Origin of the sequence: Salibaculum sp., assembly GCF_035270045.1 — a bacterium.
Taxonomy (GTDB): Bacteria; Pseudomonadota; Alphaproteobacteria; order Rhodobacterales; family Rhodobacteraceae; genus Salibaculum.
The window spans coordinates 20,886-44,274 of record NZ_DATFIP010000079.1 but is presented as its reverse complement, the minus strand read 5'-3'; the positions used below and the strand labels follow the sequence as shown (position 1 = coordinate 44,274).

Genomic DNA, 23,389 nt, shown 5'->3' with positions numbered 1-23,389 from the left:
TCCTCTCCTCCCTCATGTCCTGTGGCGCAGCATCAGCGCGGCCAGCGGCGGCACCGCGATCTCGGCCGACTGCGCCAGTCCGTCGCGATCCCCCTCCCGGGATCGGACGGTACCGTGGTTGCCCCGGCCGCCGCCGCCATAGACCGCTGCATCGGTGTTGAGCACCTCGTCCCAGGTGCCGGATCGGGGCAGCCCGATGTGCCAGCGCCGCTCGACCGGTGTGAAGTTGCAGACGATGACAACGGGGGCGTCACCGTCGTCACCGAAGCGGGCAAAGGCCGTCAACGACCGCTCGGGATCATTGGCGATCCAGCGGAAGCCGGACGGGTCGCAATCGCGGCGGTGCAAGGCGGGCGTGTGACGGTAAAGCCGGTTGAGATCACGCACCAGCAGCTGCACCCCGCGCCGGGGGCCTGCCTGCGCGGCGACCCAGTCCAGCGCGGCGTCGTGGTTCCACTCGGCCTCCTGCGCGATCTCGCAGCCCATGAAGAGCAGCTTCTTGCCCGGATGCCCCCACATGAACCCGTAGTAGGCGCGCAGGTTCGCGAATCTCTCCCATTCCGGGCCGGGCATCTTGCCGATCATCGCGCCCTTGCCATGGACGACCTCGTCATGGCTGATCGGCAGGATGAAGTTCTCGGAGAAGGAATAGTCGATGGGATGCGTCAGCAGGTGGTGATCGTGGGACCGGTGGATCGGATCGGTCTGCATGTAGCGCAGGGTGTCGTTCATCCACCCCATGTTCCACTTGAAGCCAAAGCCCAGCCCACCCTCATGGACCGGGGCCGAAACGCCCGGGAAGGCCGTTGATTCCTCGGCCACGGTCATGGCACCCTCGGCCTCACCATAGCACAGCGTGTTCATTTCCTGCAGGAAATCAATGGCCTCGTAGTTCTCGCGGCCGCCGTCGCGGTTGGGAATCCATTCGTCGTCCGTGCGCGAATAATCGCGGTAGAGCATCGAGGCCACGGCATCCACGCGCAGCCCGTCGACATGGTATTCCTCCAGCCAGTAGAGCGCGTTCGCGGTCAGGAAATTGCGCACCTCGGCGCGGCCGAAGTTGTAGATCAGCGTGTTCCAGTCGGGGTGATAGCCCTCGCGCGGGTCGGCATGTTCGTAGAGATGCGTGCCGTCGAAGCGCGCCAGCCCGTGGGCATCCGCCGGGAAATGCCCCGGCACCCAGTCCAGAAGCACCCCCAGCCCCGCCGCGTGCGCCGCCTCGACCAGCGCGCGAAAGGCCCCGGGCGGGCCGAAGCGGCTGGTCGGCGCATACATGCCAAGCGGCTGATAGCCCCAGGACCCGTCGAAGGGGTACTCGCTGACCGGCAGGAATTCCAGGTGGGTGAAGCCCATCCAGGACGCGTAGTCGACAAGCTCGCTCGCCAGGGCCTCGTAGCCAAGGCTTTCGCCCTCCGCGCCGCGCCGCCACGACCCAAGGTGCACCTCGTAGACCGAGATCGGCTCATCGTGCCGCTGCACCTGTCCCCGCCGGGCCATCCAGGCATCATCGGCCCAGCGGTGCCCGGAAATGTCACGCACGATCGAGGCCGTCTCGGGCCGGTATTGCGCGCCGAATCCCACCGGGTCTGCCTTGAGAAGCGGCGCACCCTCGGGCGAGGCGATCTCGTACTTGTAAAGCGTGCCATCGCCCAGGCCGGGCAGGAAGATTTCCCACGCGCCGGTCTCTCCGACGCGGCGCATCGCATGGCGCCGCCCGTCCCAGAAATTGAAATCGCCCACGACCGAAACGCGCGTGGCATTCGGGGCCCAGACCGCGAAATGGGTGCCGGTGACACCTTCGACCTCGGTCACATGGGCCCCAAGCGCCGTCCAGAGCTTGCGATGCCGGCCCTCGCCGATCAGGTGCCGGTCAATGTCGCCCAGGACAGGGGCGAATCGATAGGGGTCCTCGAAATCGAGTTCCGTGCCATCGGGCCAGTTCGCCGAAAGCCGATAGGTTGCCGTCGCATCGGGCACCGGCGCGGCGAAGAGTGGGCCGTCCAAGCGGGCGAGAGGCACCGTCCTGCCAGCCTGGATCACCGTGACCCGAGTGGCCTCGGGCACCAATGCGACGCACCACGCGCCCGCTTCGGCCACATGAATCCCCAGCACATCGAAGGGCCGGTCATGACGTGCGGCAAGCAGGGCGGCGACATCGCCCTCGGTCATGTGCGGCGGCAGGCGGCGCGGCGCCGGGCCGGTCATGCCACCCGCCCGATGACGAAACCGTTCGGCCCGAGCGTTAGGTCGCGGCCGGACACCTCGGCCACCTGGTCAAGCAACGGCACGATCGGTTCCTCCAGCGGCAGCGACACCGTCTCGGGCGAAAGGTTGAAGATGCAGATCATGGCCTCTCCACGGCGGAAGCCTAGCACCGGATCGTCGTGATTCAAAAACTCCGTTTTGCCAAGGCGCAGATCGGGGTCGCTCCGGCGCAGGGCCAGCATGGCGCGATAGAAGGCCAGCACGCTGTCATTGTCCCGCTGGGTCGAGACCGCCCTGGCCTGCTGGGGCGCCTTGACCGGCAGCCAGGGCCGATCGGCCGTCGAGAACCCGCCGTTGGGCGCCTCGGCCTCCCAGGTCATGGGCGTGCGGCACCCGTCGCGGCCGGTCCGTTCCGGCCAGAAGTTGATGCCCTCGGGGTCGGTCAGTTCCTCGAAGGCCAGCACCGTATCGACCTGGCCCAGTTCCTCGCCCTGGTAGAGGCAGATCGACCCCTCCAGGGAAAGCAGCAACGCCGCGGCCTGCCTGGCCAATGCGTCCTGGTCGGCGCCATGGTCCAGCCAGCGCCCGACATGGCGCGGCACGTCGTGGTTGGAAAAGGCCCAGCAGGGCCAGCCGTCGGGGGCATGCCTGAAGAACGACTCGACCCTTTCGCGGAAATGCCCGGGCGAGAAATCCGGTCCCAGCATCTCGAAGCTGTAGGCCATGTGCAGGCGGTCGCCCCCCGAGGTATACTGCCCCATCAGTTCGATCGCGTGGTGACTGTCGCCGACCTCGCCCACCATGGCGCGGCCTTCGTATTCGTCCAGCAGCGCGCGCAACCGCTCAAGGAACGTCAGGTTCTCGGGCCGGTTCTTGGAAAACAGGGTATACTGCATCTCGAAGGGGCGGCTGGCCTCCTGCGCCCCGGGCGCGGGGTTGGCCGCGTTGTCGCGCAGCATCTGGTCGTGGACGTAGAAGTTGACCGTGTCCAGCCGGAAGCCGTCCACGCCCCGGTCCAGCCAGAACCGCACGCAATCCAGCAGGTAATCCTGCACCTGTGGGTTATGGAAGTTCCAGTCGGGCTGTTCGGGCAGGAAATTGTGAAAGTAATACTGCCGCCGCCGCGCATCCCATTGCCAGGCCGACCCGCCGAAGATCGCCAGCCAGTTGTTCGGCGGCGTGCCGTCGGGTTTCGGGTCGGCCCAGACGAACCAGTCGGCCTTTTCGTTGTCGCGGCTGGCGCGGCTTTCGATGAAATGGGGGTGCTGGTCCGAGGCATGGCTGAGCACCTGGTCGATGATGACCTTGAGCCCGAGGTCATGTGCCCGGGCCACCATCTCGTCGAAATCCTCAAGCGTGCCGAAGGTGGGGTCGATGTCGCAGTAGTCCGAGACATCATAGCCCATGTCGGCCATCGGCGAGGGAAAGACCGGGCTGACCCAGATCGCATCCACCCCCAGCCCGGCCACGTGATCGAGCCGCGCCGTTATGCCCTTCAGGTCGCCGATACCGTCCCCGTCCGCATCCATGAAGGATCGGGGATAGATCTGATAAGTCACCGACCCGCGCCACCAGTCCTGCCCGTCTGCCATACGCGATCCCCTTTTTCAAAGCTGTCAGAGCCACGTGCCAGAGCACCCCCGTGTTAGCCCTAACATGCACCCCTCTATAGGCGTCGCCATCGCCCGGAGCAACCGCAGCGCGCCGGGATCACGCGCCGGGCGCGCGCCGCCTTCGGGCCGTGGACGGCCCGGCCAGGCCCCGGATCGTGGCAACCTCGTCCGGGTCGTAGGGGGATCCGTCGGGATGCAGAAGATCGTGGAACCAGGTCGCCCGGTCGGGCTGTCCGCCATGCGCACGCACAAGGTCATCGGGCCAGGGCAGCCAGGTCTGGGTCCTGCCCTTGACCAGCCCCCACTGGAAACAGCCCACGTCGCGCGCGTGGAAAAGCGCCAACTGGTCCGAGATGCGGCTGTCCACGGCGCGGGCCATCCATTCCGTGCAGAGGATCGGACGATCCAGCACTTCGAGGTAGTCGATGAACTGCGCCACACGGCGGCTGTCCCAATAGGCGTGAAAGGTGATGATGTCGGAATGCAGCAAGGCACTGCGGTCGATCTCGGTCTGGTAGGGATGCGCGTCGTCGCCCGGCAACGGCGTCGTCCAGGCCGCCACCGTCAGCGGCGCCGCGGGATCTTCGGCCCGCGCCCAGGCAAAGCAATTCTCCATCAGCGTCAGCGCATGGTCGCCCAGCGCGCTGTCGAAGCTGCCGTAGTCGGCGCCGGCGAAATCCATGCGGTTGCCCGGCTCGTTGTAGAGATCCCAGAACAACACCCGCGGATCGGTGCGAAAGCTGCGCACCACGTCCCTGACGTAGGCTTCCAGCTCGGCGTCCTTGTCACCCGAAATCACCAGCGCACGGCCGGGCGAGGCCACGGCGCGGCTGTTGTGGACCCCCGGCACCGGGTCCGCCTGCGGACCCCAGACAGGCTCCGCCCCGCCGAAGCCGCAGTCGTCGAACAGGCAAGGCACGGTATCCAGCCCGTGATGGGCGGCGATCCCCATGACCCGGTCCAGCCGGTCCAGCAGCCCGTCGCGGTCGTGCAGCCAGCCGTGAAAGGGCAGATTGACGCGGATGGCGCTGAAGCCGATCCCTGCGGCCCAGCCGAGTTCGCGGTCGATCGTCGCCGGATCGAAGGTTTCGGGGTGCCACATCTCGATGAAATTGACGGCCGTCGAGGGCAGGAAATTGATCCCGCACACCCAGGGGCGGGCCGTCCACCAGTCTTTCGCGCGGGCTTCGCTCCAGCGGTCCATGTCGTATTCCGTTCCGTGAAGACAGACAGGCCCCGCCAAACCTGGGGCGGGGCCTGTCGCTGTTGCTATCAGCGGTCCAGCAAATCCTGGACTTCGAGTTCGGCATCCGAGAGCGCGGCCTCGACCGGCTTGTCGGTCAGCCAGATCGCCTGAAGCTCGCGGTTGAGCACGTCCTGAATGGCGCCGTAGCGCGGCGACGGCGGCGTGTCGCGGGCGATGGCCGCGGTTCCGGTGTATTCGTCGCGGTGGGGCAGCGCGTTGTAGGCATCGCTTTCGACAACGGACTTGCGCACTGCCATGTGCCCGGTGCGGGCCCAGTCGATGTTGTGGTCGTTGATGAAGGCCAGGACCTGCATCGCCGCATCCCGCGTGTCACCCTCCAGCGTCGAGGGGATCGCCCACATGTGGCTGTCGGCCCAGGTTGCCCCGGTGTCGAACAGGGTGGGAAAGTCGGCGGCATAGTAGTTGTCCAGCCCGACCTCTTCCTTGGCGGCCTCGGCATCGTAGAAATCCACGACCCAGGTCCCGTTGACCAGCACCGCCGCCTCGCCGTTGAGGAAGGACTGCTGGCTGTCCGCGTAGTTGAGCTGCGGATTGGCCAACCCGGCATCGAAGAGCTGGGTGATGGCGGTCACGGCATTGGCGCCCGCCTCGGTATCGATGGTGGCCGTGCCGTCCTCCGTGAAGATGTTCGCGTCCTGCTGCCACATCAACGCCAGCACCAGCCGCACCCCGATGGGGAACTGGGCAAAATCGGCGGCCAGGTAATCCTGTCCTGTGGCGTCCTTGACCATCTGGGCATGTTCCATCAGCTCCTCGGGTGAACTGGGCAGGACGGGCTCGCCATTCTCGACCAGCCCGGCCTCGGCCATCAGGTCCATGTTGACGTGCCAGAGGTTGGCGTGAAAATCCATCGGCACACCGTAGATGCCGCCCTCGTAGCTGACGGCCTCAAGCGCGTTCCCGGACCAGTCGGCCGGGTCGATACCCACGGCCTCGAGGTCGTCCGAGATCTCGGCCAGCGCGCCGATCCCGGCGAATTCGGGGATCCGGTGGCGGTGCATCACGAAGACATCCGGCGGGGTGCCGCCGGCAAAGGCCGCCTTGATCTGGTCATAGTAGTTGCCCCAGTCCGTCGGCAGCGTGTTGATCGTGACGCCGTCGATCTCGGCGCTGGCGGCGTTGATGATCGACTGGATGATGCAGGGTTCGCCGACACTGGTGGTGGTGTCGGTGCCGGCGTCCTCGCAGGCCCCGAAGAAGCGGGCCAGCGTCACCTCCTGCGCCGGGGCGGCGCTGGCGAATGTTGCGGCGGCCGCCGCGGTGAGTAGCACATGTTTCATTGGTTTCCTCCCTTTGATGTGCGGTTCAGCCCTTGGACCCGCCAGCGGTCATGGCTTGCACCACGTAGCGCTGGAAGATCAGGAACAGTATGACGACCGGAAGCGAGGCGATGACGCCCGAGGCCATGACACGGCCCAGCCCTTCCGATTGCGCGAAGTTGGATTGGATCGAGGCCAGCCCCAGCGTTATCGTGAAATACTCACGCTGCTGGGCGCTGACGAGCGGCCAGAGATAATCGTTCCATGCGTAAAGGAATGTCAGGATCGCCAGCGTCATCATCGCCGGGCGGGCCAGCGGCAGCATGATATACCAGAAGATGCGCAGCCAGCCGACACCGTCAAGGCGCGCGGCCTCCTCGATGTCGCGGGGGATCGCGCGGAAGAATTGCAGCATCAGGAAGACCCCGATGGGCACCGCCATGCGCGGCAGGATCAGCGCGTGATAGCTGTTGTGCCAGCCGAAATCGGCGAACATCGTGTAGAGCGGGATGAAGACGGCCTGTTCGGGCACCATGAGGCCCACGAGGCAGACCGCGATCACCGTCCGCTTGAAGGGAAAGTCCAGCCGGGCCAACGCGTATCCGGCCGTCGTGGACACAGCCAGCACCCCCAGGGTCATGCCCAGCGAAACGATCAGCGAATTCAGGAACCACCAGGGCGTCTGCCCGAACGTGAAGAGGTCGGCGTAGTTCTCTGCCGTGAAGGGGACCGGCACCAGCCCGAAGGCGGTGCTGGAGGTCGTGCGCGCCAGCACGTCGTTCGGCTGGAACGACAGGGACACCATCCACAGCGTCGGCACCAGCCAGATGAAGGCCGGAAGAGAGAGACCCAAGACAAGCCAGGAATAACCGCGGTTCATTCGTCCTTCTCCCGTCCGATGATGAACTGGACCACCGAGAAGGCCCCCATGATGACGAAAAGGAAGACCGCCATGGCGCTGGCCCGGCCCAGCTCGCTGTCGCGGAACCCGGTCTGGTAGATGTAACGAACCAGGACCTGAGTGGTGTCGTTGGGGCCACCCTGGGTCATCAGGTGCGATTGCCCGAAGACCTGGAAATGCAGGATGATCTGCAACACCACGACCAGCGTGATCGTGCGCCGCAGGTTCGGCAGCGTTATGAACCAGAAGGCGCGCGGGCCGCGGGCATTGTCCAGCGCCGCGGCCTCGTAGATTTCGGACGAAATGTCCTGCAACCCGGCCAGGAACAGGATCATGGCGATGCCCAGCGACCACCAGATCGTGGCGATCACGATGGCGGCCATGGCGAATTGCTGATCGGTCAGCCAGTTGATCGGCGTGCCGCCTGCCACCTCGGTGATATTGGCGATCAGGCCTTGGCGCGGCGAGAACATGATCTGCCAGATCAGTGTGACCACGGTGACGGACAGGACCTGCGACAGGAAGAACAGCGTCCGCAGGATGCCCATGGCACGGGTTTCACGGTTCATTCCGGCCGCCAGCAGCAGCGCCGAGATCGTCACTCCCGGCACGGTCAGCCCCACGAAGAGCATCGTGTTGCCGACGGTCGGCCAGAACCGGCGATCATACCACCGCCCCCCTTCACCGGGATGGAAACCGGGGAGGACAACCAAGAGCAGCGACACCACGCCCATGGCGATGGCGTTGAAGCGGCTCACGCGGCCCGTCCGGTGAAGGAAGGCGGTGAGGGCAAGGCCGATCAGCCCGAGGCCCTGCCACAGAGGGGCCGCGAAGCCCCATTCGATATTACTGCCCCACATGACGCGCTCGTAGTTGCGCAACCCGACGAAGTCCTTGGCATCGGGATTGAAGGCCACGGCCAGAAGGTTCCAGTCGTGCAGGCTGATCCAGACGCCGCGGAAGAACGGATAGACGAGAAACAACACATAGGTGGCCAGGAAAGGTATCAGAAGCAGCAGGGCCGCCTGCCTCTGGCTCAGTTGTCTGGGGCGTCGTTCGCGCATCGTCTCCTCCCCGATCCGAGTGCGATTCTCCTTGTGCTAAAAATATTAGCAATATTATTTAGCTAAAAGCAATCCCCAACGAAGAGGGGCGCGGGCCCTTGGCAAAAGACAAGAAAACCCGGATCACCATGAAGGACGTCGCGCTGCGCGCGGGCGTATCGCAATCGACAGTGTCCTTCGTGCTCAACGGGCTTGAAGACATGCGAATCAGCCGCGACACCCGCAAGCGAGTGATGGCCGCGGTCGAGGACCTTGGCTATCGCCCCCGCGGCGCGGGCCGCCCGCCCAAGTCCGCCGGCCGGGGCGTGATCGGTCTGATCATCGACGAGATCGCCACCAGCCCCTTTGCCGCCATCTCGATCGAAGGGGCCCAGGAAGAAGCCTGGAAGCACAATGTCCTGCTCGAGGTTGTCATGACCGGCAGCGATGCCGAATACGAGGCCGCGATGCTGCGCAAATGGGCCGGGGACAACGCGATGGGCGTTATCTACGGCTCGATCCTCACCCGGGCGCTGACCCCGCCAGAGGGCCTGGCACGGCATTCCGCCGTGCTGCTGAACTGCCACGATACCCGAGGACGGTACAGCTCGATCGTGCCTGCCGAGCGGCGCGGCGGCGAGGTGGCCACCGCCGCCCTGGTCGCGGAAGGGCACCGGCGCGTGGCCTTCATTTCCGGCGAACCCTGGATGGAGGCGTCGGATCAGCGCATGGAAGGCTACGAGCGCGCCCTGCGCGCCGCCGGCATCCCCGTCGATCCGTCCTTGATCGTCGAGGGCAACTTCCTGCCCTCGGGCGGGCGACGCGCGACGCTGGAACTCATGGCGCATGACCGCCGCCCCGACGCGATCTTCTGTGCCAACGACCTGATGGCGGTCGGCTGCTACGAGGCGCTCAAGGAACTTGGCGAACGCCCGGGAGAGACCATCGCCGTCATGGGCTACGACGACCAGGAGATTGCCCAGCACTTGTCACCGCCGCTTTCGACCGTGCTCCTGCCCCACCGGGAAATGGGCCAATGGTGCGTCGAGACCCTGATGTCGGGCCACGACGCGCCCGTTTCGGACCGGATGGAATGCCCCCTGATCCTGCGCGGTTCTCACGCGGGCTAGGCGCGGAAATGCCGAGACGGCGCAGTGCAGCCGCCGGAAAGGGGGCTCTAGCAGCCGCGCCCGAGGATCAGAACGAACCTGTCGCCCACATGGCCGTATCCGAATTCGCGCGCGTCGCGTAGCAGGATGTTTCGGCGGTGGCCGGGCGAGGTCATCCAGTTCGCGATGACCTGGGCATCGCTCATGGGACCGAAGGCGATGTTCTCGGCCCTTGGGCAGTCATAGCCAGCGGCGCGGGCACGCTGGCCAAAGCTGCTGCCCGCGGGGCCGGTGTGCGAGAAATGCCCGGTCCGTGCCATGAGGGCGGCATAGTCGCGCGCCGCCGTGCTCAGGCGCAGGTCCTCGGCCAGCGGGGCACGGCCGTTCTCGGCCCGGAGCCGGTTGAGCGTCGCCGCCACGTCCGTCGGCCCGGACGTTTCCGCCGGGGCGCTGATCGTGATGGGGATCACATTGTCAGAGGTCGTGGTCGCGGTCATGGTCGTCGTCGTGCATCCGGCCAGCAAGGCGGCGGCGACCAGTGCAAATGCCATTTTCATGTGCCGGGGCCATCCCGTTCTGGAAATCACTGCATCAAATCTTGCACCAGTTCGGCCTGCCTGGCAACTGCGGCGGGAAGATCCAGGCTGACCAAGGCCCCGCTGGCCACGACCCTGCGCCCCTCTACCAGCAGGTCGCGCACGCGGGTCGGCCCGGCCAGCAGCAGCGCGGCCTTGTCCCAACTGCCCGCCGACTCGACCCGCGAGACATCCCAGATGGCGATATCGGCGCGCTTGCCCGGTGCCAGCCGCCCGCAGTCGAACCGGCCCAGCACATCGGCTCCGCCGCGCGTCGCGATTTCCAGCGCCTCGCGGGCACTCATGGCGTCGGCCCCCTGCGCAACACGTTGCAACAGCATCGCCTGGCGCGCCTCGGCCACCATGTTGCCGGCATCGTTGCTGGCCGACCCATCCACGCCCAGCCCGACCGGCACACCGGCGTCGCGCAAGGCCCGCACCGGCGCGATCCCCGATCCCAACCGGCAGTTGGAACAAGGGCAATGGGCCACGCCAGTCCGGGTTTTTGCAAAAAGGTCAATCTCCTGGTGGTCGAGCTTCACGCAGTGGGCGTGCCAGACATCCGGGCCGGTCCAGCCCAGGTCCTCGGCATACTGGCCCGGGCGGCAGCCGAACATCTGCTGGCTGTAGGCGATATCCTCGGCGTTCTCGGCAAGGTGGGTGTGCAGCATCACCCCCTTGTCGCGGGCCAGGATGGCGGCCTCCCGCATCAGGTCGCGGCTGACGGAAAACGGCGAACAGGGCGCCACGCCGACCCGGCACATGGCGCCTTCGGCGGCATCGTGATGGGCGTCGATGACGCGAATGCAGTCCTCCAGGACCGCCGCCTCGCTCTCGACAAGCGCATCGGGCGGCAGGCCGCCATCGCTTTCGCCGATGCTCATGGCGCCCCGGGTCGGGTGAAAACGCAGGCCCACCTCGGCGGCGGCGGCAATGGTATCGTCCAGACGCGCACCATTGGGGAAAAGATAAAGGTGGTCCGAGGTCAGCGTGCAGCCCGACAGTGCCAGTTCCGCCAACCCGATCCGGGCCGAGGTGAACATCTCCTCGGGACCGAAGCGGGCCCATATGGGGTAAAGCGTCTGGAGCCATCCGAACAGCAGCGCGTCCTGCCCGCCGGGCACCGCGCGGGTCAGCGTCTGGAAAAGGTGGTGATGGGTGTTCACCAGGCCGGGCGTGACCAGGCAGCCACCCGCCTCGATCACCTGCGCCTCCGGGGCGTCGATCCCCTGCCCCAGGCGTGCGATGACACCGTCGCGGACCAGGATATCAGCCCCGGACATCTCCTGCCGGGCATCGTCCATCGTCAGGACAGCCTCGGCGTTGCGGATCAGGATTTCGGCCATTTCGGTGTCCTTTCAGCCACCCCTTCGGTGGATGAAAGACGCCGCCAGAAGGGGGAAGGACGCGGCCGCCGCGACAACGTAGCGCAGGGTGCGACAGGGGCCAAGCCCCGTCACCCGCCCGACAGGATCTCCAGCGCCGCGGCGTGCAACTCGGGCGTGGCGGCGGCCAGGGCGTTGCCGCCCTCGTGGACCTTGCCGCCCTGCCAGTCGGTCACGATCCCGCCCGCGGCCTCGATCACCGCGATGGGCGCGGCAATGTCGTAAGAGGACAGGCCGGCCTCGATCACCAGGTCAATCTGACCAGCGGCGAGAAGGGCATAAGCGTAGCAGTCCAGCCCGTAGCGCGTCAGCTTGCAGCGCCGGGCCACGGCGTGAAAGGCGGCCCCCTCGGCCTCGCTGCCGACCTCTGGAAAGGTGGTGAAAATCGTCGCGTCGGCCAGCAAGCGCGTGGGCTTGGTGCGCAGCGGCGCGGTGCCCAGCGGCCCGGTCATCGCGGCCAGCCCAGCCCCGCCTTCGAAGCGTTCCCCGATGTAGGGCTGGTCGATCAGACCCATGATGGGGCCTTCGGTGCCGTTGACCGCGATCAGGACCCCCCAGGTCGGCGTGCCCGAGATATACGCGCGCGTGCCGTCGATCGGGTCCAGCACCCAGGTCAGGCCGGTGGTGCCGGCTTTCGCACCGTATTCCTCGCCCAGGATCGCATCGTCCGGGCGGCGCTCGGCCAGGACCGCGCACATGGCGCGCTCGGCGGCCCGGTCGCCCTCGGTCACAGGATCGAAGCCGCCCACGAGCTTGTTGTCGCTGGCCACGCCGATACGGAAATGGCGCAGCGTTTCGACCCGCGCCGCATCGGCCATCGCCCGGGCGCAGGCCCATAGTTGCTCGATCTCGGATGCTTCCAGTTGCATGTGCCCCCGCCCGCCTGTCTGCACGCGGGCCTAACGGGACCCCGGCCGGCCGGTCAAGTCAAACCGGCCCCGGCCGGCGATGCGCCCTCAGGCCGCGTCGCTGAGGACCCGCGCCAGGTCGAAGAGGCGTCGGCGCTGGTTCTCGGGGATGGCGTAGTAAGACCGCAGCAGGTCCAGCGCCTCCTTGTCGGCAAGCACGTCGCCGGGCAGGCCGGTTGCCCCGGGCATGTCGTTCAGGTCGCCGTCGTAGCCCTCGAAGAAGAAGGCGATGTCGACCCCAAGTGCATGGGCGATGTCCCACAGCCGCGAGGCGCTGACACGGTTCATGCCGGTCTCGTATTTCTGGATCTGCTGGAACTTGATCCCGACCTTGTCGGCCAGGTTCTGCTGGGTGGTGCCGGTCATCCAGCGGCGATGCCGGATTCGCTTGCCTACATGCACGTCAACGGGGTGCTTCATCGTCTTGTCCTTGTTACCTTGGTGCGGACCACGGGCGCTGCCTGCGCCGGGACCACCAGGTGTGATCCCCTTCAGGCAAGACGCGGCACCCTTCGATCCGCATGTGATGGAGACGAAGAAGCCCGTGCCGCCCTGAACACGCAAGGGTTGCATCCCCAACCCTGCCCTTAAAGACAGGTCGGACCGCCCCACTGCCTATACTTAAGTATAGCTCTCTGTTTCACATGGGCATTTTTGTGCGCCATGTTGGCCTGACCCGCGCCGCACTCTAGGCTGCCCGGGCCACGATTCCCGCGCGAAAGGCTCATCATGCACGCATTCCGAGTGACCGGCTTCGACGCGCCGCCGCAGATACGGACCATGGCGACGCCTTCGCCCGGCCCGGGAGAGGTGCTTCTGGACATCGCCGCCTGCGGCCTGAATTTCGCCGACATTCTGATGGCGCAGGGAAAATACCAGGACACACCCGACCCGCCCTTCACGCTTGGGATGGAAGTCTGCGGCACCGTGCGCGCCCATGGCGACGGGGTCCGCGCCCCGGCCGTCGGCACCCGGGTCGTGGTCTTCGGCGGCCAGGGCGGGCTGGCCGAACAGGGCGTGTTTCAGGCCGCGCTGTGCCGTCCCGTGCCCGCTGCGATGCCGTCCGAACAGGCCGCCGGGTTCCAGGTTGCCTACGGCACCTCGCACCTGGCCCTGACCCGCCGGGCGCGCCTGCAACCGGGCGAAACCCTCCTGGTGCTGGGTGCGGCCGGGGGAGTCGGGCTGGCGGCGGTCGAGATCGGCAAGGCGATGGGCGCGCGGGTCGTCGCCGTGGCGCGCGGGGCCGATAAGCTGCAAACCGCGCGCAGGGCCGGGGCCGATCACCTGATCGACGCTGGCGACGACGTGACCGCGCGGGTCAAGGCCCTCGGCGGGGCAGACGTGGTCTATGACCCGGTGGGTGGAAGCGCCTTCACGGCGGCGTTGAAGGCCACCAACCGCGAGGGGCGGATCATCGCCATCGGCTTTGCCAGCGGGGATGTACCGCAGGTTCCGGCCAACCGTCTGCTGGTCAAGAACATCGACGTGATCGGCTTCTACTGGGGCGGCTACCTTGCCTTCGCGCCCGAGGCCCTGACCGACAGCCTGGCCGACCTCATGGGCTGGTATGCCGACGGGCGCCTGCGACCCCACGTCAGCCACGTGCTGCCGCTGGAGCGCGCGGCCGACGGGCTGGCGCTTATCCGGTCGCGGCGATCGACCGGGAAGGTCGTGATTGTGCCTGAACCTGCATGAGCGCGCCGTAGGCATCGCGCAGGTAGCCGGCCAGCGCCTGTTCCACCTCGCCGAGCCCGGCGGGGCCGCGATACAGGTTGATGCAGTAGGTCTTGAGGTCAGGCAGAGCGCCGCCGTGGTCGACCGGTTCGGTGCCCTGAACCCAGAACCCCGACAGCATGGCATGAACGGCCAGGTCGGCGCTGACCGTGGCCTCGACCGTCCGTGTCGAGCCGGTCTCGACACGCATCAGCCACGGGATACCTGCGGCATCGAGGCGCCGCTGGACACTGGGCCGAAAGATACACTGGGTCTCAAGGGCGATTGGCAGGGGGCGTTCCTTCCAGGCCCGTCCACCGGGTGCTCCGACCCAGACCAGGGGCACCTCTGCCAGCGTCTCGCCCCCCGGGCCGCAGCCTTCTTCGGTGGTCACGATCATGTCCACTTCGCCGCGATCGAACTGTTGCAGCAGCGCGCGCGTGTTCGAGGACAGGAAATTCACCCGCATCCGGGGGAAATCCGCCGCAAACCGCTTCAGGACCTGCGGGATGTAGCCCGGAACGATGTCATGGGGCACGCCCAGCGTGATCTCGCCCTCGTAGTCAGAAGCCGTCAGCCGCCCCACCGCCTCGTCGTTCAGCGCCAGCATCCGCCGGGCGTAGCTGAGAAGCTGCTCGCCCTCGCCGGTCAGGGCGATCTGGCGCGCCGAACGATCCAGCAGGCGCAGGCCGAGCCCCTCTTCCAGCCGCTTGAGCTGCATCGAGACCGCCGACTGGGTCAGATGCAACACGCCGGCGGCGCGGGTCACGCCGCCCGAATCCGCCACGGTCACGAAAGAGCGCAGGGCGGTGAGGTCCAGGTTCCGGGGCATATCACGTTCCGTTATGTATTATCGGTCAATCATTCATTTCAAACATGACGCGACTCGCGGCATATATCAACCACACTGATTCATACTGCACTATACATCACGAAAGGACGTGTCATGGCGACCCTGTCCCACGTCACAACCCACCCCTCGGCCGCGCCGCGCGGCCCTGTTTTGCCACTTGCGAGCATGGTCGCGGTTTGGCGCCAGCGTCGTGCGCTGGCCGCGCTTGATCCCGCGCGGCTGTCCGACCTGGGCCTGACAGAGGCCGAGGTGCTGCGCGAATCCAGCCGCCCGGCCTGGGACCTGCCGCGCTGATCGCAGGGCCATCGCCGCAGTTCCTGACAGAAACACTGCGTTCCGACGCCGGTTTCCCTTGAAAAGCGCCCTCCCAGCACCGATATTCATGGTGAAAGCTCGCGCCAAACCGGTGAACGGGCTCTCGGGTTGAACCGTTGGAGGAAACGAATGGCTGACTATCAGACTGTCCGCGCCGGCGCTGGTGTCCGGACGGCGGAGATCGATAAGGGCCTGCGCGCCCACATGAACAAGGTCTACGGCACCATGTCCGTGGGCATGCTCATCACCTTTGCCGCCGCATGGGCGATCTCGGGGCTGGCGGTCACGACCGACCCGTCCCAAGCCGCCGCGCAGATGCAAAACGGCACGCTGCTGACCGGGCTCGGGTCCGCGATATACGCGTCGCCGCTGCGGTGGGTCATCATGCTTGCGCCGCTGGCCTTTGTCTTCGGCTTTTCGGCCATGATCAACCGCATGTCCGCGGCCACGGCGCAACTGGTCTTTTATGCCTTCGCGCTGACCATGGGCGTCTCGATCAGTTCGATCTTCCTGGTCTTCACCGGCTATTCCATCATTCAGGTCTTCCTGATCACCTCGATCGCTTTCGCCGGGCTCAGCCTTTGGGGCTACACCACGCAGAAGGACATCTCGGGGTGGGGTTCGTTCCTCATCATGGGCGTGATCGGCCTCATCGGGGCGATGATCGTCAACCTGATCTGGCCGATGCCGGGCCTGTCCCTCGCCATCTCGATCATTGGCGTGCTGATCTTCGCGGGCCTGACCGCCTATGACACGCAGAACATCAAGAACACCTACATCGCCCATGCCGCGCAGGGCGACCAGGAATGGTTGGGCAAGGCTGCCATCATGGGTGCGCTGAGCCTCTACCTGGACTTCATCAACATGTTCATGTTCCTGTTGCAACTGATGGGCGGGCGCGAATAGCCGCCGGTCCGACGCAACGTCCAGGGGCCGTCCTTCGGGGCGGCCCTTTTCATTTCTGCCCAAGGTATCTTAGCCTTCCGCCATGACCGATCTGCCCGTCACCTCTGCCGCAGCCCTGCTGAACGGGGCGCTTCTGCTGGCGCTGACGGCGCGCGTGATCTTCCATCGGCGGCGCAACGGCATCGTGCTGGGCGACAATGGCGACAGGGTGCTGACCAAGGCCATTCGAGGCCAGGCCAATGCCGCCGAACAGGTTCCCGTCGCCCTGATCCTTTGTGCGCTGGCCGAGCTTCAGGCCGCGCCCGCCGCGCCACTGGCGGCCACGGCCGCCCTCTTCACGCTGGGCCGCTACATGCACGGGGCCTATTTTGCCCTGCACGGTCTGCACTGGCGGCTGCGGTTCTGGGGCATGCTGGCCACGCTGATCGCCCAGGGTCTGTTCCTGGTCCTTGTCGGGCTCTCTGTGCTCTGAAGAAGGCTGGACCGGGGCCAAGGGGTTCGGGCCCGGTCGTGCCATGTCGCCTACCCGCCATAGGTCCGTTCGGTGATCTCGGTTTCCGCGAGGGCCGCGCTGCAGGCCGAAAGGAAGGTCGCCTCGGCATCGGACTGGCTGCGGGCGGGGTTGTTGATCAGGTAGATGTTGACGAGCGGCAGATCGTCATGCGGCGGCAGCTGGCGCAAACGGCCGGCCGCGACATCCTGTTTCGCAACGTGAAGGGGCAGCGCTCCGATGCCGATGTTGGCCGTGATCATGCGCCGTATCTCGTTGAGACTGGCCGAAACGCCCCGCCAGCTGTTGGCCAGGCCCAGTTGCGCGCGCAACCGCGATATGGCCTCCAACGGGCGGCCCTCGGCCTCGGTCTGGAAGGCCACGAAGGATTCGCCCGCGAGGTCCTCGGGCGTGATGGTTTCAGCCGCGAACAAGGGATGGCGGGTGCCGCAGTAAAGCCCGAAGTATTCCCGGTAGAGGATTCGGGCATCGAGGTTCTGGGGAACCTTCGACAAAAGGCATATTCCGAAACTGGCCCGATTCTGTGATATCATCGTAGCTATGTCGTCGCTCTCGGTCACCGAGAAGGAATAGGTGACATGCGGGTGCGCCTTGCAGAACCCGTTCAGGATCTCGTCGAAATGTTCCGACGCGACGGAGCTGGCGATCGCGAAGGACAGATGCCCGCGCAACTCGGCCATGTCGACGTCGAGAAGCGAGGGAAGCTGCGAAATCGACCCGAATATCTTGGCGCACTCGGTATAGAGCGCCTCGCCGGGCCGGGTGATCGTGAACTCGTTCGGCTTGCGGATGATCAGTTTCTTGCCAGTGGCCTTCTCCAGCCGCTTGAGGGCCGCGGAGACGGTCGGTTGCTTAAGACCCAGGAAATCCGCGGCCTTCGAGATGCCGCGCTGTTCGACGACGACCATGAAGGTCCTCAGCAGGTTCCAGTCGAGGTTCCAGGGAAATCTCTGGTGTTGCGGCAGGCCCATAGATAATCTCTATATTCACGGTAGCTCATATTTATTTGCGCGATGTGGCTTGGCATGCAACTCTTTTTCGCAGAGCGGGGCAAATCCGCCTGATCCGCCCGGGCGCCCGGGCGCCCGTACGAACCCAACATGGAGACCGAAATGAATTCTCGCCGCATGATCCTCAAGACCGCAGTCGTTGCCGCTGGCCTTGCTGCAACCGGCCTGACCGCCGCCTCGGCCGACGAACTGGAAACCCTCAAGGAAGAGGGCGTCATCCGCATCGCGATGTCCGGGGCCTATCCTCCGTTCAACTTCGTCAACGACCAGAACGAGGTCGTGGGCTTCGACCCGGCCATCGGCGCTGAGATCGCCGACCGCATGGGCCTGGAAGCAGAGATCGTCACCACCGCCTGGGACGGGATCATCGGCGGCCTTCTGGCCAACAAGTATGACGCCATCGTCGGGTCCATGACCATCACCGAGGAGCGCGACGAAGTTGTCGATTTCGTCGGACCCTACTATTCCGACAAGCGCGCCATCTTCTCCAACCCCGGCGCGGGCATCGACAGCCTGGAGGACCTTGAAGGCGTCAAGGTCGGCCTGACCCTGGGCGAGACCCACGAGGAATGGGCCCGCGAGCGCGGTTACGACATCAACACCTACAAGGGCCTGCCCGAGCTTCTGCTCGAATTGGAGAACGGCCGTGTCGACGCCATCGTCAACGATTCCATCGCCGCGATCCTCGCCATGACGGCCAAGGGTCAGGAGTACGAGATGTTCGCCGATCCGACCACCGAACCCTTCGGGGCCGGGATCGCCATCCGTGAGGGCAACCCCGATCTGGCCGCCGAGATGCAGGCGGCGCTGGATTCCATGATGGAAGACGGAACGTATCTTGAAATCGCCGAAGAGTGGATCGGCGACGACATCCGCTGAACCAGCCGGCCCCCGGCGCCTTTGCGGCGGGGGCCTTTCTGACCTGTTCGGCCCGGCATTCGCATGTCGGACCATGACCGGGTGAGGGCCTTTTCCCGAGTGCCGGCGCGACGCGCCCGGCCGGCCGGACCATCAAAGGGGGCGTGACATGGACATCGACCTGATGATGCGGGTCTATCCGTTCTTCCTGGCAGCGGCCTGGACGACCATCCAGCTTTCGGTTCTGACCGCGCTGCTGGGGTTGACCATGGGGGCGCTTGGGGCCTCGGCCCGGTTGTCTCGGTTTGCGCTGTTGCGGTTCATCGGCGCGGCCTATGTCAGCCTGTTCCGCGGCACGCCCGCGCTTATCCAATTGTTTATCCTGTATTTCGGCGGCCCGCAGATCGGCATCCAGCTGGACGCCTTCGAGGCAGGTGTCATCGGGCTGGGGATCAATGCCGGCGCCTACATGACCGAAACCATCCGCGGCGCCATCATCTCGATCGACAAGGGCCAGCGCGAGGCGGCCCGCACGCTGGGCCTGAGCCAGTGGCAGGCCACCTACAAAGTCGTGCTGCCGCAGGCCGCGCGGCTGATGGTGCGCCCGCTGGGTGTCAACCTGAACATGCTGATCAAGGCCACGGCCCTGGTTGCTGCGATTTCCGTGGTGGAACTGACCTATACCGCGCAGCGCTACATCGGATCGACCTACAAACCCTTCGAGATGTTCCTGCTGGCGGGCGTTCTTTACATGATCATCATCTATGCGACCGGCCGCGCCGTGGCCTGGCTGGATCGCCGGGTGCAGATAACATGATGGGGAAGGACTAGAGTCATGGGCCTCGATTTCACGGTCGTTCCCGGCCATCTTGACATCATCCTGCTGGGTTGCGCCTGGACCATCGGCATCGCGCTGGCTGCCGCGCTGCTCAGCTTCTTCGGCGGCATCGTCTTCGCGGTCATCGCGCTTTACGCCCCCTGGATCATCCGCCAGCCCTTTCGGTTGCTGGAATGGGTCTTCATGGGCACGCCCCTGCTGTTGCAATTGTTCCTGATCTACTTCGGGCTGGTGCAGATCGGGATTGATCTGCCCGCCTTCGTGGCGGGGATCATCGGGCTGGGGCTGCACTTCGCCGTCTACAATTCCGAACTGATCCAGACCGCGATCCTGTCGGTGGACAAGGGCCAGATGGAGGCCGCGCGCACCGTCGGCCTGAGCCGCGGGCAGGCCCTGCGCAAGGTGGTTATCCCGCAGGCGGTGCGCGACGTGATCCCGCCCATCGGCAACAACATGATCGCCCTGCTCAAGGACAGCGCGCTGGTCTCGGTGATCGGGGTGAGCGAGCTGACGCTTTCCGCCCAGCGGGCCATCGGCGCGACCTACCGGCCCTTCGAGTTCTACCTTGTCGCGGCCCTGTTCTACTACGTCATCAACCTTGGCATGGAAGCTGTGCAGCGCCGGATCGAACGCCGCATCGCCATCTCTCGCTGATCCAGGAGACCGACCATGAGCGACAAGAGCCATTTCGTCGAGATTCGCCACGCCCAGAAGTCCTATGGGCCGCTCGAAGTTCTCAAGGACATCAGCCTGAACGTGGAACGCGGCCAGATCGTGGCCATCATCGGCCCCTCGGGATCGGGCAAGTCCACCCTGCTGCGGGCGATCAATGAACTGGATTCCCTGACCGGGGGCGAAGTCTGGCTGGACGGTGTGCAGGTCAACAAGGACATGCCGCACCGCCAGTACGAAAAGCACATCAACCAGATGCGTCAGCACATCGGGATGGTATTCCAGCACTTCAACCTGTTCCCGCACATGACCGCGCGCGAGAACGTGACCATGGCACCCATGCTGCTCAAGGGCCTGTCCAAGACCGAGGCCGATACCCTGGCCGAGGAGCAACTCGACAAGGTCGGGATGCTCGACCGGATCGACTATTATCCCTCGCGCCTGTCAGGCGGCCAGAAACAGCGCGTGGCCATCGCCCGCGCCCTGGCCATGAAGCCCAAGCTGATGCTGTTTGACGAGGCGACCTCGGCGCTCGACCCCGAACTGGTGGACGAGGTCAACATGGTCATGAAGACGCTGGCCGAGGAACACATGACCATGATCATCGTCACCCACGAGATGGATTTCGCCGCCTCGGTCTGTGACCGGGTCCTGTTCATGGACCAGGGTGTGGTGGTCGAGGAAGGTCCTCCCAGCGTCGTCTTCAAGAATCCCACCAAGGACCGCACCCGCGAATTTCTGCGCAAGCACCTGGCGGGGGCAAATTGACCGACGCCGCCTCCTACCTGTTCTACCAGTCGCGCAACCCCCGCCCCTTCCTCGACCGGGGCGAGGGAATCTACCTGTTCGACGAGACCGGCAAGCGCTACATCGACGGGTCCTCGGGCGCGATGGTGTCCAACATCGGTCATTCCAACCCGCGTGTGCTCGCCAGGATGAAGGCGCAGATGGACAAGGCGACCTTCGGCTACCGCCTGCATTTCCGCACCCATCCCTCCGAGGACCTGGCCGCCAAGACCGTGGACATGACGCCCGAGGGACTGGACCGGGTGTTCTTCGTCTCTGGCGGGTCCGAGGCCGTGGAAAGCGCGGTGAAACTGGCCCGGCAATACGCGCTGACCCAGGGCCAGGGCGCGCGGCACAAGGTGATCTCGCGCTTTCCGTCCTATCACGGCTGCACCTTCGGCGCGCTGGACCTGACCGGCTATGCCCCGCTGCGCGACCCCTTCGCGCCGATGCTGGAGGGCATGCCGAAGATCCCCGCACCCATGACATACCTCGACCGCGACAACCTGACCGAGGACCAGCGGGGCCTGAAATACGCCGAGCTTCTGCGCGACAAGATCATCGCCGAAGGCCCCGACACTGTTCTGGCCTTCCTGATGGAACCTGTCGGCGGCGCCTCGACGGGCGCACTGGTGGCACCCGACAGCTATTACTCCCGCGTGCGCGAGATCTGCGACGAATTCGGCGTCTTGCTGATCCATGACGAGGTCATGACCGGGGCGGGCCGGACGGGGCGGTTCCTGGCTTCGGAACACTGGGGCGTCACGCCGGATATCGTGGCGCTGTCCAAGGGGTTCGGCGCGGGATATGCGCCGCTCGGTGCCATCGTCGCCGGGGCACGGCTGGTCGAACCCGTGCTGGACGCGGGGGGGTTCCTGCATGGGTTCACCTACGCGGGCAACCCGCTTGCCTGTTCGGCCGGCTTGGCGGTGCTGGAAGAACTGGAAGACCAGGATCTGATCGGCAACGCGGCCCGCATGGGTGATGTGCTGATAACCGAGTTGCGCGCGCTGATGGACCGCTACCCCTTCATCGGAGACGTGCGCGGCAAGGGCCTGCTGACCGCTTTCGAATTCGTGGCCGACCGCGCGACGATGGAGCCGTTGGTGCCGTCCCTCAACGCCCATGAACGATTGGTCGAGTTGGCCTATCAACGCGGGCTGATCATCTATTCCCGCCGCACGCGCGGCGGCACATCGGGCGATCATTTCCTGGTCGCCCCGCCTTTGATCATCACCGGGCCCCAGATCGGCGAGATGATGACGATCCTGCGCGATGCACTGGATGCCTTCGCGCAGGAGGTCGGCCTGCCGGTGGAGCGCGCGGCATGAGGCTTCCCGACAAGACCGCCGCGATGGACGAGGCAATTGCCGGAATCAAGGACGGCGACACCGTCATGGTGGGCGGCTTCGGCGTGCCGGGCACGCCCATGACCCTGATCCATGCGCTGGTCGATCATGGCGCGCGGGACCTGACGCTGGTCAAGAACGACGCGAACGAGCCGGGCATGGGCATCGACCACCTGCTGCAATCGGGCCAGGTCGCGCGGCTGATCACCACGCACCTGGGGCTGAACAACCATGCCATCGAGCTGATGAACGCCGGCGCGCTGACGGTCGAGTTCAATGCGCAGGGCATCCTCGCGGAACGCATCCGCGCGGGCGGCGCGGGGCTGGGCGCGGTGCTCAGCGATATCGGGATCGACACCGAGCTGGCGGCAGGCAAACAGGTGGTCGAGATGGGCGGCAAAACCTGGCTCGTGGAACCCGCGCTGCGCGCCGATGCCGCCCTGATCCACGCGGATCGCGGCGATCCTTTCGGCAACCTTGCCTATGTCGCAACGGCACAGAATTTCAACCCGCTCATGGCCATGGCCGCCGCGCGCGTGATCGCCGAGGCCGAAACGGTCCTGCCGCTGGGCCAGCTGGGTGCGAACCAGGTCCACACCCCCGGCGTCTTCGTCGATCACGTCGTGGCCCTGGGGGATCTGTCCGAGGAATATGCCGTTGTCCGACGCTAGGGATCGTATTGTGGCCCGCGCCGCGCGCGAGATCACGCCGGGCATGGTGGTCAACCTCGGGATCGGCCTGCCAACCAGGGTGGTCGATCACCTGTCCGCGGATTTCCCGGTCTGCCTTCACACGGAAAACGGCCTGACGGGCATCGGCCCGGCCAAGGGCCAGGACAGCGCCGACCGCAACCTGATCGACGCCGGCGGGGCCTATGTCTCGACCGTGCCGGGATCGGCCTGTTTCGACAGCGCCACCAGTTTCGCCATCGTCCGGTCCGGGCGGCTGGACCTGACCATGCTGGGTGCCTTCGAGGTCAGCGCCACGGGCGACCTGGCCAACTGGAAAATACCCGGCAAGTTCAGCCCCGGCGCGGGCGGCGGGATCGAACTGGCGCAAAAGGCGCGGCGCGTCGTGGTCGTGACCACCCATTGCGACCGGGCCGGGAATCCCAAGCTGAAACAGGCCTGTGCCCTGCCCCTGACCGCGCGGGGCTGCGTGGCGCGGATCTTCACCGACATGGCTGTTATCGACGTGACCGGGGAAGGCTTTGCCCTGCTCGAAACCGCCGAAGGGATCAGCGTCACGGAGGTGGCCGAGGCCACGGGCGCGCCGCTGGCCCTGCCCGACAGCCCCGTTCCGACCTTCTGAGG

General features: G+C 65.9%; 24 protein-coding genes. 12 read left to right on the top strand and 12 right to left on the bottom strand.

Annotated elements, in window-relative coordinates:
• Nucleotides 1–12: 12 nt before the first annotated feature.
• The 6 genes from glgB to VJ897_RS13805 all read right to left on the bottom strand — a co-directional run bounded on the left by glgB (nt 13) and on the right by VJ897_RS13805 (nt 8,309).
• Complete coding sequence (glgB, locus tag VJ897_RS13830) at nt 13–2,169, bottom strand: 1,4-alpha-glucan branching protein GlgB (RefSeq protein ID WP_324056281.1); 2,157 nt, start codon at nt 2,167–2,169, stop codon at nt 13–15.
• A gap of 32 nt (nt 2,170–2,201) precedes the next feature.
• Entirely contained in the window at nt 2,202–3,797 is a 1,596-nt protein-coding gene (locus tag VJ897_RS13825; protein ID WP_324056280.1) for an alpha-glucosidase, read from the bottom strand.
• A 118-nt stretch (nt 3,798–3,915) separates the two neighbouring features.
• Nucleotides 3,916–5,022, bottom strand: a complete 1,107-nt coding sequence (locus tag VJ897_RS13820; protein ID WP_324056279.1) for a glycoside hydrolase 5 family protein — start codon at nt 5,020–5,022, stop codon at nt 3,916–3,918.
• Between the two features lie 68 nt (nt 5,023–5,090).
• Nucleotides 5,091–6,365, bottom strand: a complete 1,275-nt coding sequence (locus tag VJ897_RS13815) for an extracellular solute-binding protein (protein ID WP_324056278.1) — start codon at nt 6,363–6,365, stop codon at nt 5,091–5,093.
• Between the two features lie 25 nt (nt 6,366–6,390).
• The gene (locus VJ897_RS13810) at nt 6,391–7,224 is read right to left on the bottom strand and encodes a carbohydrate ABC transporter permease (RefSeq protein ID WP_324056277.1); all 834 of its coding nucleotides are present in this window, start codon (nt 7,222–7,224) and stop codon (nt 6,391–6,393) included.
• Nucleotides 7,221–8,309: a carbohydrate ABC transporter permease gene (locus tag VJ897_RS13805; protein WP_324056276.1), complete on the bottom strand. Its 1,089-nt coding sequence runs from the start codon at nt 8,307–8,309 to the stop codon at nt 7,221–7,223. Before VJ897_RS13805 ends, VJ897_RS13810 begins: the two co-directional genes overlap by 4 nt.
• A 98-nt stretch (nt 8,310–8,407) precedes the next feature.
• Here VJ897_RS13805 and VJ897_RS13800 point away from each other — a divergent pair, with 98 nt between their 5' ends.
• Complete coding sequence (locus VJ897_RS13800) at nt 8,408–9,418, top strand: LacI family DNA-binding transcriptional regulator (RefSeq protein WP_324056275.1); 1,011 nt, start codon at nt 8,408–8,410, stop codon at nt 9,416–9,418.
• A gap of 47 nt (nt 9,419–9,465) precedes the next feature.
• On the opposite strand, the gene VJ897_RS13795 is transcribed toward VJ897_RS13800, so the two are convergent.
• From VJ897_RS13795 to VJ897_RS13780, 4 genes are all read right to left on the bottom strand, one after another.
• Entirely contained in the window at nt 9,466–9,954 is a 489-nt protein-coding gene (locus VJ897_RS13795) for a CAP domain-containing protein (protein ID WP_324056274.1), read from the bottom strand.
• 26 nt (nt 9,955–9,980) lie between these two features.
• Entirely contained in the window at nt 9,981–11,318 is a 1,338-nt protein-coding gene (locus VJ897_RS13790) for an 8-oxoguanine deaminase (protein WP_324056273.1), read from the bottom strand.
• Between the two features lie 110 nt (nt 11,319–11,428).
• Nucleotides 11,429–12,226, bottom strand: a complete 798-nt coding sequence (locus VJ897_RS13785) for an inositol monophosphatase family protein (protein WP_324056272.1) — start codon at nt 12,224–12,226, stop codon at nt 11,429–11,431.
• An 87-nt stretch (nt 12,227–12,313) separates the two neighbouring features.
• A complete protein-coding gene (locus VJ897_RS13780) occupies nt 12,314–12,685 on the bottom strand; it encodes a helix-turn-helix domain-containing protein (protein WP_324056271.1) in 372 nt (123 codons plus the stop codon).
• A 309-nt stretch (nt 12,686–12,994) separates the two neighbouring features.
• On the opposite strand from VJ897_RS13780, the gene VJ897_RS13775 reads away from it, so the two are divergent.
• On the top strand, nt 12,995–13,960 hold the full coding sequence (locus tag VJ897_RS13775; protein WP_324056270.1) for an NADPH:quinone oxidoreductase family protein: 966 nt from the start codon (nt 12,995–12,997) through the stop codon (nt 13,958–13,960).
• Here the strand turns inward: VJ897_RS13775 and VJ897_RS13770 are convergent.
• A complete protein-coding gene (locus VJ897_RS13770) occupies nt 13,905–14,810 on the bottom strand; it encodes a LysR family transcriptional regulator (protein ID WP_324056269.1) in 906 nt (301 codons plus the stop codon). The genes VJ897_RS13775 and VJ897_RS13770 overlap by 56 nt on opposite strands.
• Nucleotides 14,811–14,924: 114 nt before the next feature.
• Between VJ897_RS13770 and VJ897_RS13765 the strand changes: the two genes are divergently transcribed.
• The 3 genes from VJ897_RS13765 to VJ897_RS13755 all read left to right on the top strand — a co-directional run bounded on the left by VJ897_RS13765 (nt 14,925) and on the right by VJ897_RS13755 (nt 16,524).
• The gene (locus VJ897_RS13765) at nt 14,925–15,125 is read left to right on the top strand and encodes a DUF1127 domain-containing protein (RefSeq protein ID WP_324056268.1); all 201 of its coding nucleotides are present in this window, start codon (nt 14,925–14,927) and stop codon (nt 15,123–15,125) included.
• A gap of 150 nt (nt 15,126–15,275) precedes the next feature.
• Nucleotides 15,276–16,052, top strand: coding sequence for a Bax inhibitor-1/YccA family protein (locus VJ897_RS13760; RefSeq protein WP_324056267.1), 777 nt, complete (start codon nt 15,276–15,278; stop codon nt 16,050–16,052).
• Between the two features lie 82 nt (nt 16,053–16,134).
• The gene (locus tag VJ897_RS13755; protein ID WP_324056266.1) at nt 16,135–16,524 is read left to right on the top strand and encodes an MAPEG family protein; all 390 of its coding nucleotides are present in this window, start codon (nt 16,135–16,137) and stop codon (nt 16,522–16,524) included.
• Between the two features lie 50 nt (nt 16,525–16,574).
• On the opposite strand, the gene VJ897_RS13750 is transcribed toward VJ897_RS13755, so the two are convergent.
• Nucleotides 16,575–17,534 (bottom strand): LysR family transcriptional regulator, encoded by a 960-nt coding sequence (locus VJ897_RS13750; RefSeq protein WP_324056265.1) that lies wholly within the window; start codon nt 17,532–17,534, stop codon nt 16,575–16,577.
• Nucleotides 17,535–17,675: 141 nt separating this feature from the next.
• On the opposite strand from VJ897_RS13750, the gene VJ897_RS13745 reads away from it, so the two are divergent.
• The 7 genes from VJ897_RS13745 (at nt 17,676) to VJ897_RS13715 (ending at nt 23,387) form a co-directional block, all read left to right on the top strand.
• Nucleotides 17,676–18,452: a transporter substrate-binding domain-containing protein gene (locus tag VJ897_RS13745; RefSeq protein ID WP_324056264.1), complete on the top strand. Its 777-nt coding sequence runs from the start codon at nt 17,676–17,678 to the stop codon at nt 18,450–18,452.
• Between the two features lie 148 nt (nt 18,453–18,600).
• Nucleotides 18,601–19,248: an amino acid ABC transporter permease gene (locus tag VJ897_RS13740; RefSeq protein ID WP_324056263.1), complete on the top strand. Its 648-nt coding sequence runs from the start codon at nt 18,601–18,603 to the stop codon at nt 19,246–19,248.
• Between the two features lie 18 nt (nt 19,249–19,266).
• A complete protein-coding gene (locus VJ897_RS13735) occupies nt 19,267–19,923 on the top strand; it encodes an amino acid ABC transporter permease (protein WP_324056262.1) in 657 nt (218 codons plus the stop codon).
• Nucleotides 19,924–19,938: 15 nt separating this feature from the next.
• Entirely contained in the window at nt 19,939–20,709 is a 771-nt protein-coding gene (locus VJ897_RS13730; RefSeq protein WP_324056261.1) for an amino acid ABC transporter ATP-binding protein, read from the top strand.
• Nucleotides 20,706–22,058 (top strand): aminotransferase family protein, encoded by a 1,353-nt coding sequence (locus VJ897_RS13725; protein ID WP_324056260.1) that lies wholly within the window; start codon nt 20,706–20,708, stop codon nt 22,056–22,058. The genes VJ897_RS13730 and VJ897_RS13725 overlap by 4 nt, the downstream gene beginning before the upstream one ends.
• Complete coding sequence (locus VJ897_RS13720; protein WP_324056259.1) at nt 22,055–22,747, top strand: CoA transferase subunit A; 693 nt, start codon at nt 22,055–22,057, stop codon at nt 22,745–22,747. Before VJ897_RS13725 ends, VJ897_RS13720 begins: the two co-directional genes overlap by 4 nt.
• Nucleotides 22,734–23,387 (top strand): 3-oxoacid CoA-transferase subunit B, encoded by a 654-nt coding sequence (locus tag VJ897_RS13715; RefSeq protein ID WP_414706759.1) that lies wholly within the window; start codon nt 22,734–22,736, stop codon nt 23,385–23,387. The genes VJ897_RS13720 and VJ897_RS13715 overlap by 14 nt, the downstream gene beginning before the upstream one ends.
• Nucleotides 23,388–23,389 lie beyond the last annotated feature (2 nt).

What these genes read in the sequence shown, in the direction of transcription:
- VJ897_RS13735 (WP_324056262.1), top strand. Translation starts at nt 19,267, where the DNA reads ATGGGCCTCGATTTCACGGTCGTTCCCGGCCATCTTGACATCATCCTG.
- VJ897_RS13775 (WP_324056270.1), top strand. Translation starts at nt 12,995, where the DNA reads ATGCACGCATTCCGAGTGACCGGCTTCGACGCGCCGCCGCAGATACGG.
- VJ897_RS13765 (WP_324056268.1), top strand. Translation starts at nt 14,925, where the DNA reads ATGGCGACCCTGTCCCACGTCACAACCCACCCCTCGGCCGCGCCGCGC.
- VJ897_RS13770 (WP_324056269.1), bottom strand. Translation starts at nt 14,810, where the DNA reads ATGCCCCGGAACCTGGACCTCACCGCCCTGCGCTCTTTCGTGACCGTG.
- VJ897_RS13780 (WP_324056271.1), bottom strand. Translation starts at nt 12,685, where the DNA reads ATGAAGCACCCCGTTGACGTGCATGTAGGCAAGCGAATCCGGCATCGC.
- VJ897_RS13740 (WP_324056263.1), top strand. Translation starts at nt 18,601, where the DNA reads ATGGACATCGACCTGATGATGCGGGTCTATCCGTTCTTCCTGGCAGCG.
- VJ897_RS13795 (WP_324056274.1), bottom strand. Translation starts at nt 9,954, where the DNA reads ATGAAAATGGCATTTGCACTGGTCGCCGCCGCCTTGCTGGCCGGATGC.
- VJ897_RS13760 (WP_324056267.1), top strand. Translation starts at nt 15,276, where the DNA reads ATGGCTGACTATCAGACTGTCCGCGCCGGCGCTGGTGTCCGGACGGCG.
- VJ897_RS13790 (WP_324056273.1), bottom strand. Translation starts at nt 11,318, where the DNA reads ATGGCCGAAATCCTGATCCGCAACGCCGAGGCTGTCCTGACGATGGAC.
- VJ897_RS13820 (WP_324056279.1), bottom strand. Translation starts at nt 5,022, where the DNA reads ATGGACCGCTGGAGCGAAGCCCGCGCGAAAGACTGGTGGACGGCCCGC.
- VJ897_RS13805 (WP_324056276.1), bottom strand. Translation starts at nt 8,309, where the DNA reads ATGCGCGAACGACGCCCCAGACAACTGAGCCAGAGGCAGGCGGCCCTG.
- VJ897_RS13720 (WP_324056259.1), top strand. Translation starts at nt 22,055, where the DNA reads ATGAGGCTTCCCGACAAGACCGCCGCGATGGACGAGGCAATTGCCGGA.
- VJ897_RS13785 (WP_324056272.1), bottom strand. Translation starts at nt 12,226, where the DNA reads ATGCAACTGGAAGCATCCGAGATCGAGCAACTATGGGCCTGCGCCCGG.
- VJ897_RS13815 (WP_324056278.1), bottom strand. Translation starts at nt 6,365, where the DNA reads ATGAAACATGTGCTACTCACCGCGGCGGCCGCCGCAACATTCGCCAGC.
- VJ897_RS13745 (WP_324056264.1), top strand. Translation starts at nt 17,676, where the DNA reads ATGAATTCTCGCCGCATGATCCTCAAGACCGCAGTCGTTGCCGCTGGC.
- VJ897_RS13810 (WP_324056277.1), bottom strand. Translation starts at nt 7,224, where the DNA reads ATGAACCGCGGTTATTCCTGGCTTGTCTTGGGTCTCTCTCTTCCGGCC.
- VJ897_RS13755 (WP_324056266.1), top strand. Translation starts at nt 16,135, where the DNA reads ATGACCGATCTGCCCGTCACCTCTGCCGCAGCCCTGCTGAACGGGGCG.
- VJ897_RS13750 (WP_324056265.1), bottom strand. Translation starts at nt 17,534, where the DNA reads ATGGGCCTGCCGCAACACCAGAGATTTCCCTGGAACCTCGACTGGAAC.
- VJ897_RS13825 (WP_324056280.1), bottom strand. Translation starts at nt 3,797, where the DNA reads ATGGCAGACGGGCAGGACTGGTGGCGCGGGTCGGTGACTTATCAGATC.
- VJ897_RS13730 (WP_324056261.1), top strand. Translation starts at nt 19,939, where the DNA reads ATGAGCGACAAGAGCCATTTCGTCGAGATTCGCCACGCCCAGAAGTCC.
- glgB (WP_324056281.1), bottom strand. Translation starts at nt 2,169, where the DNA reads ATGACCGAGGGCGATGTCGCCGCCCTGCTTGCCGCACGTCATGACCGG.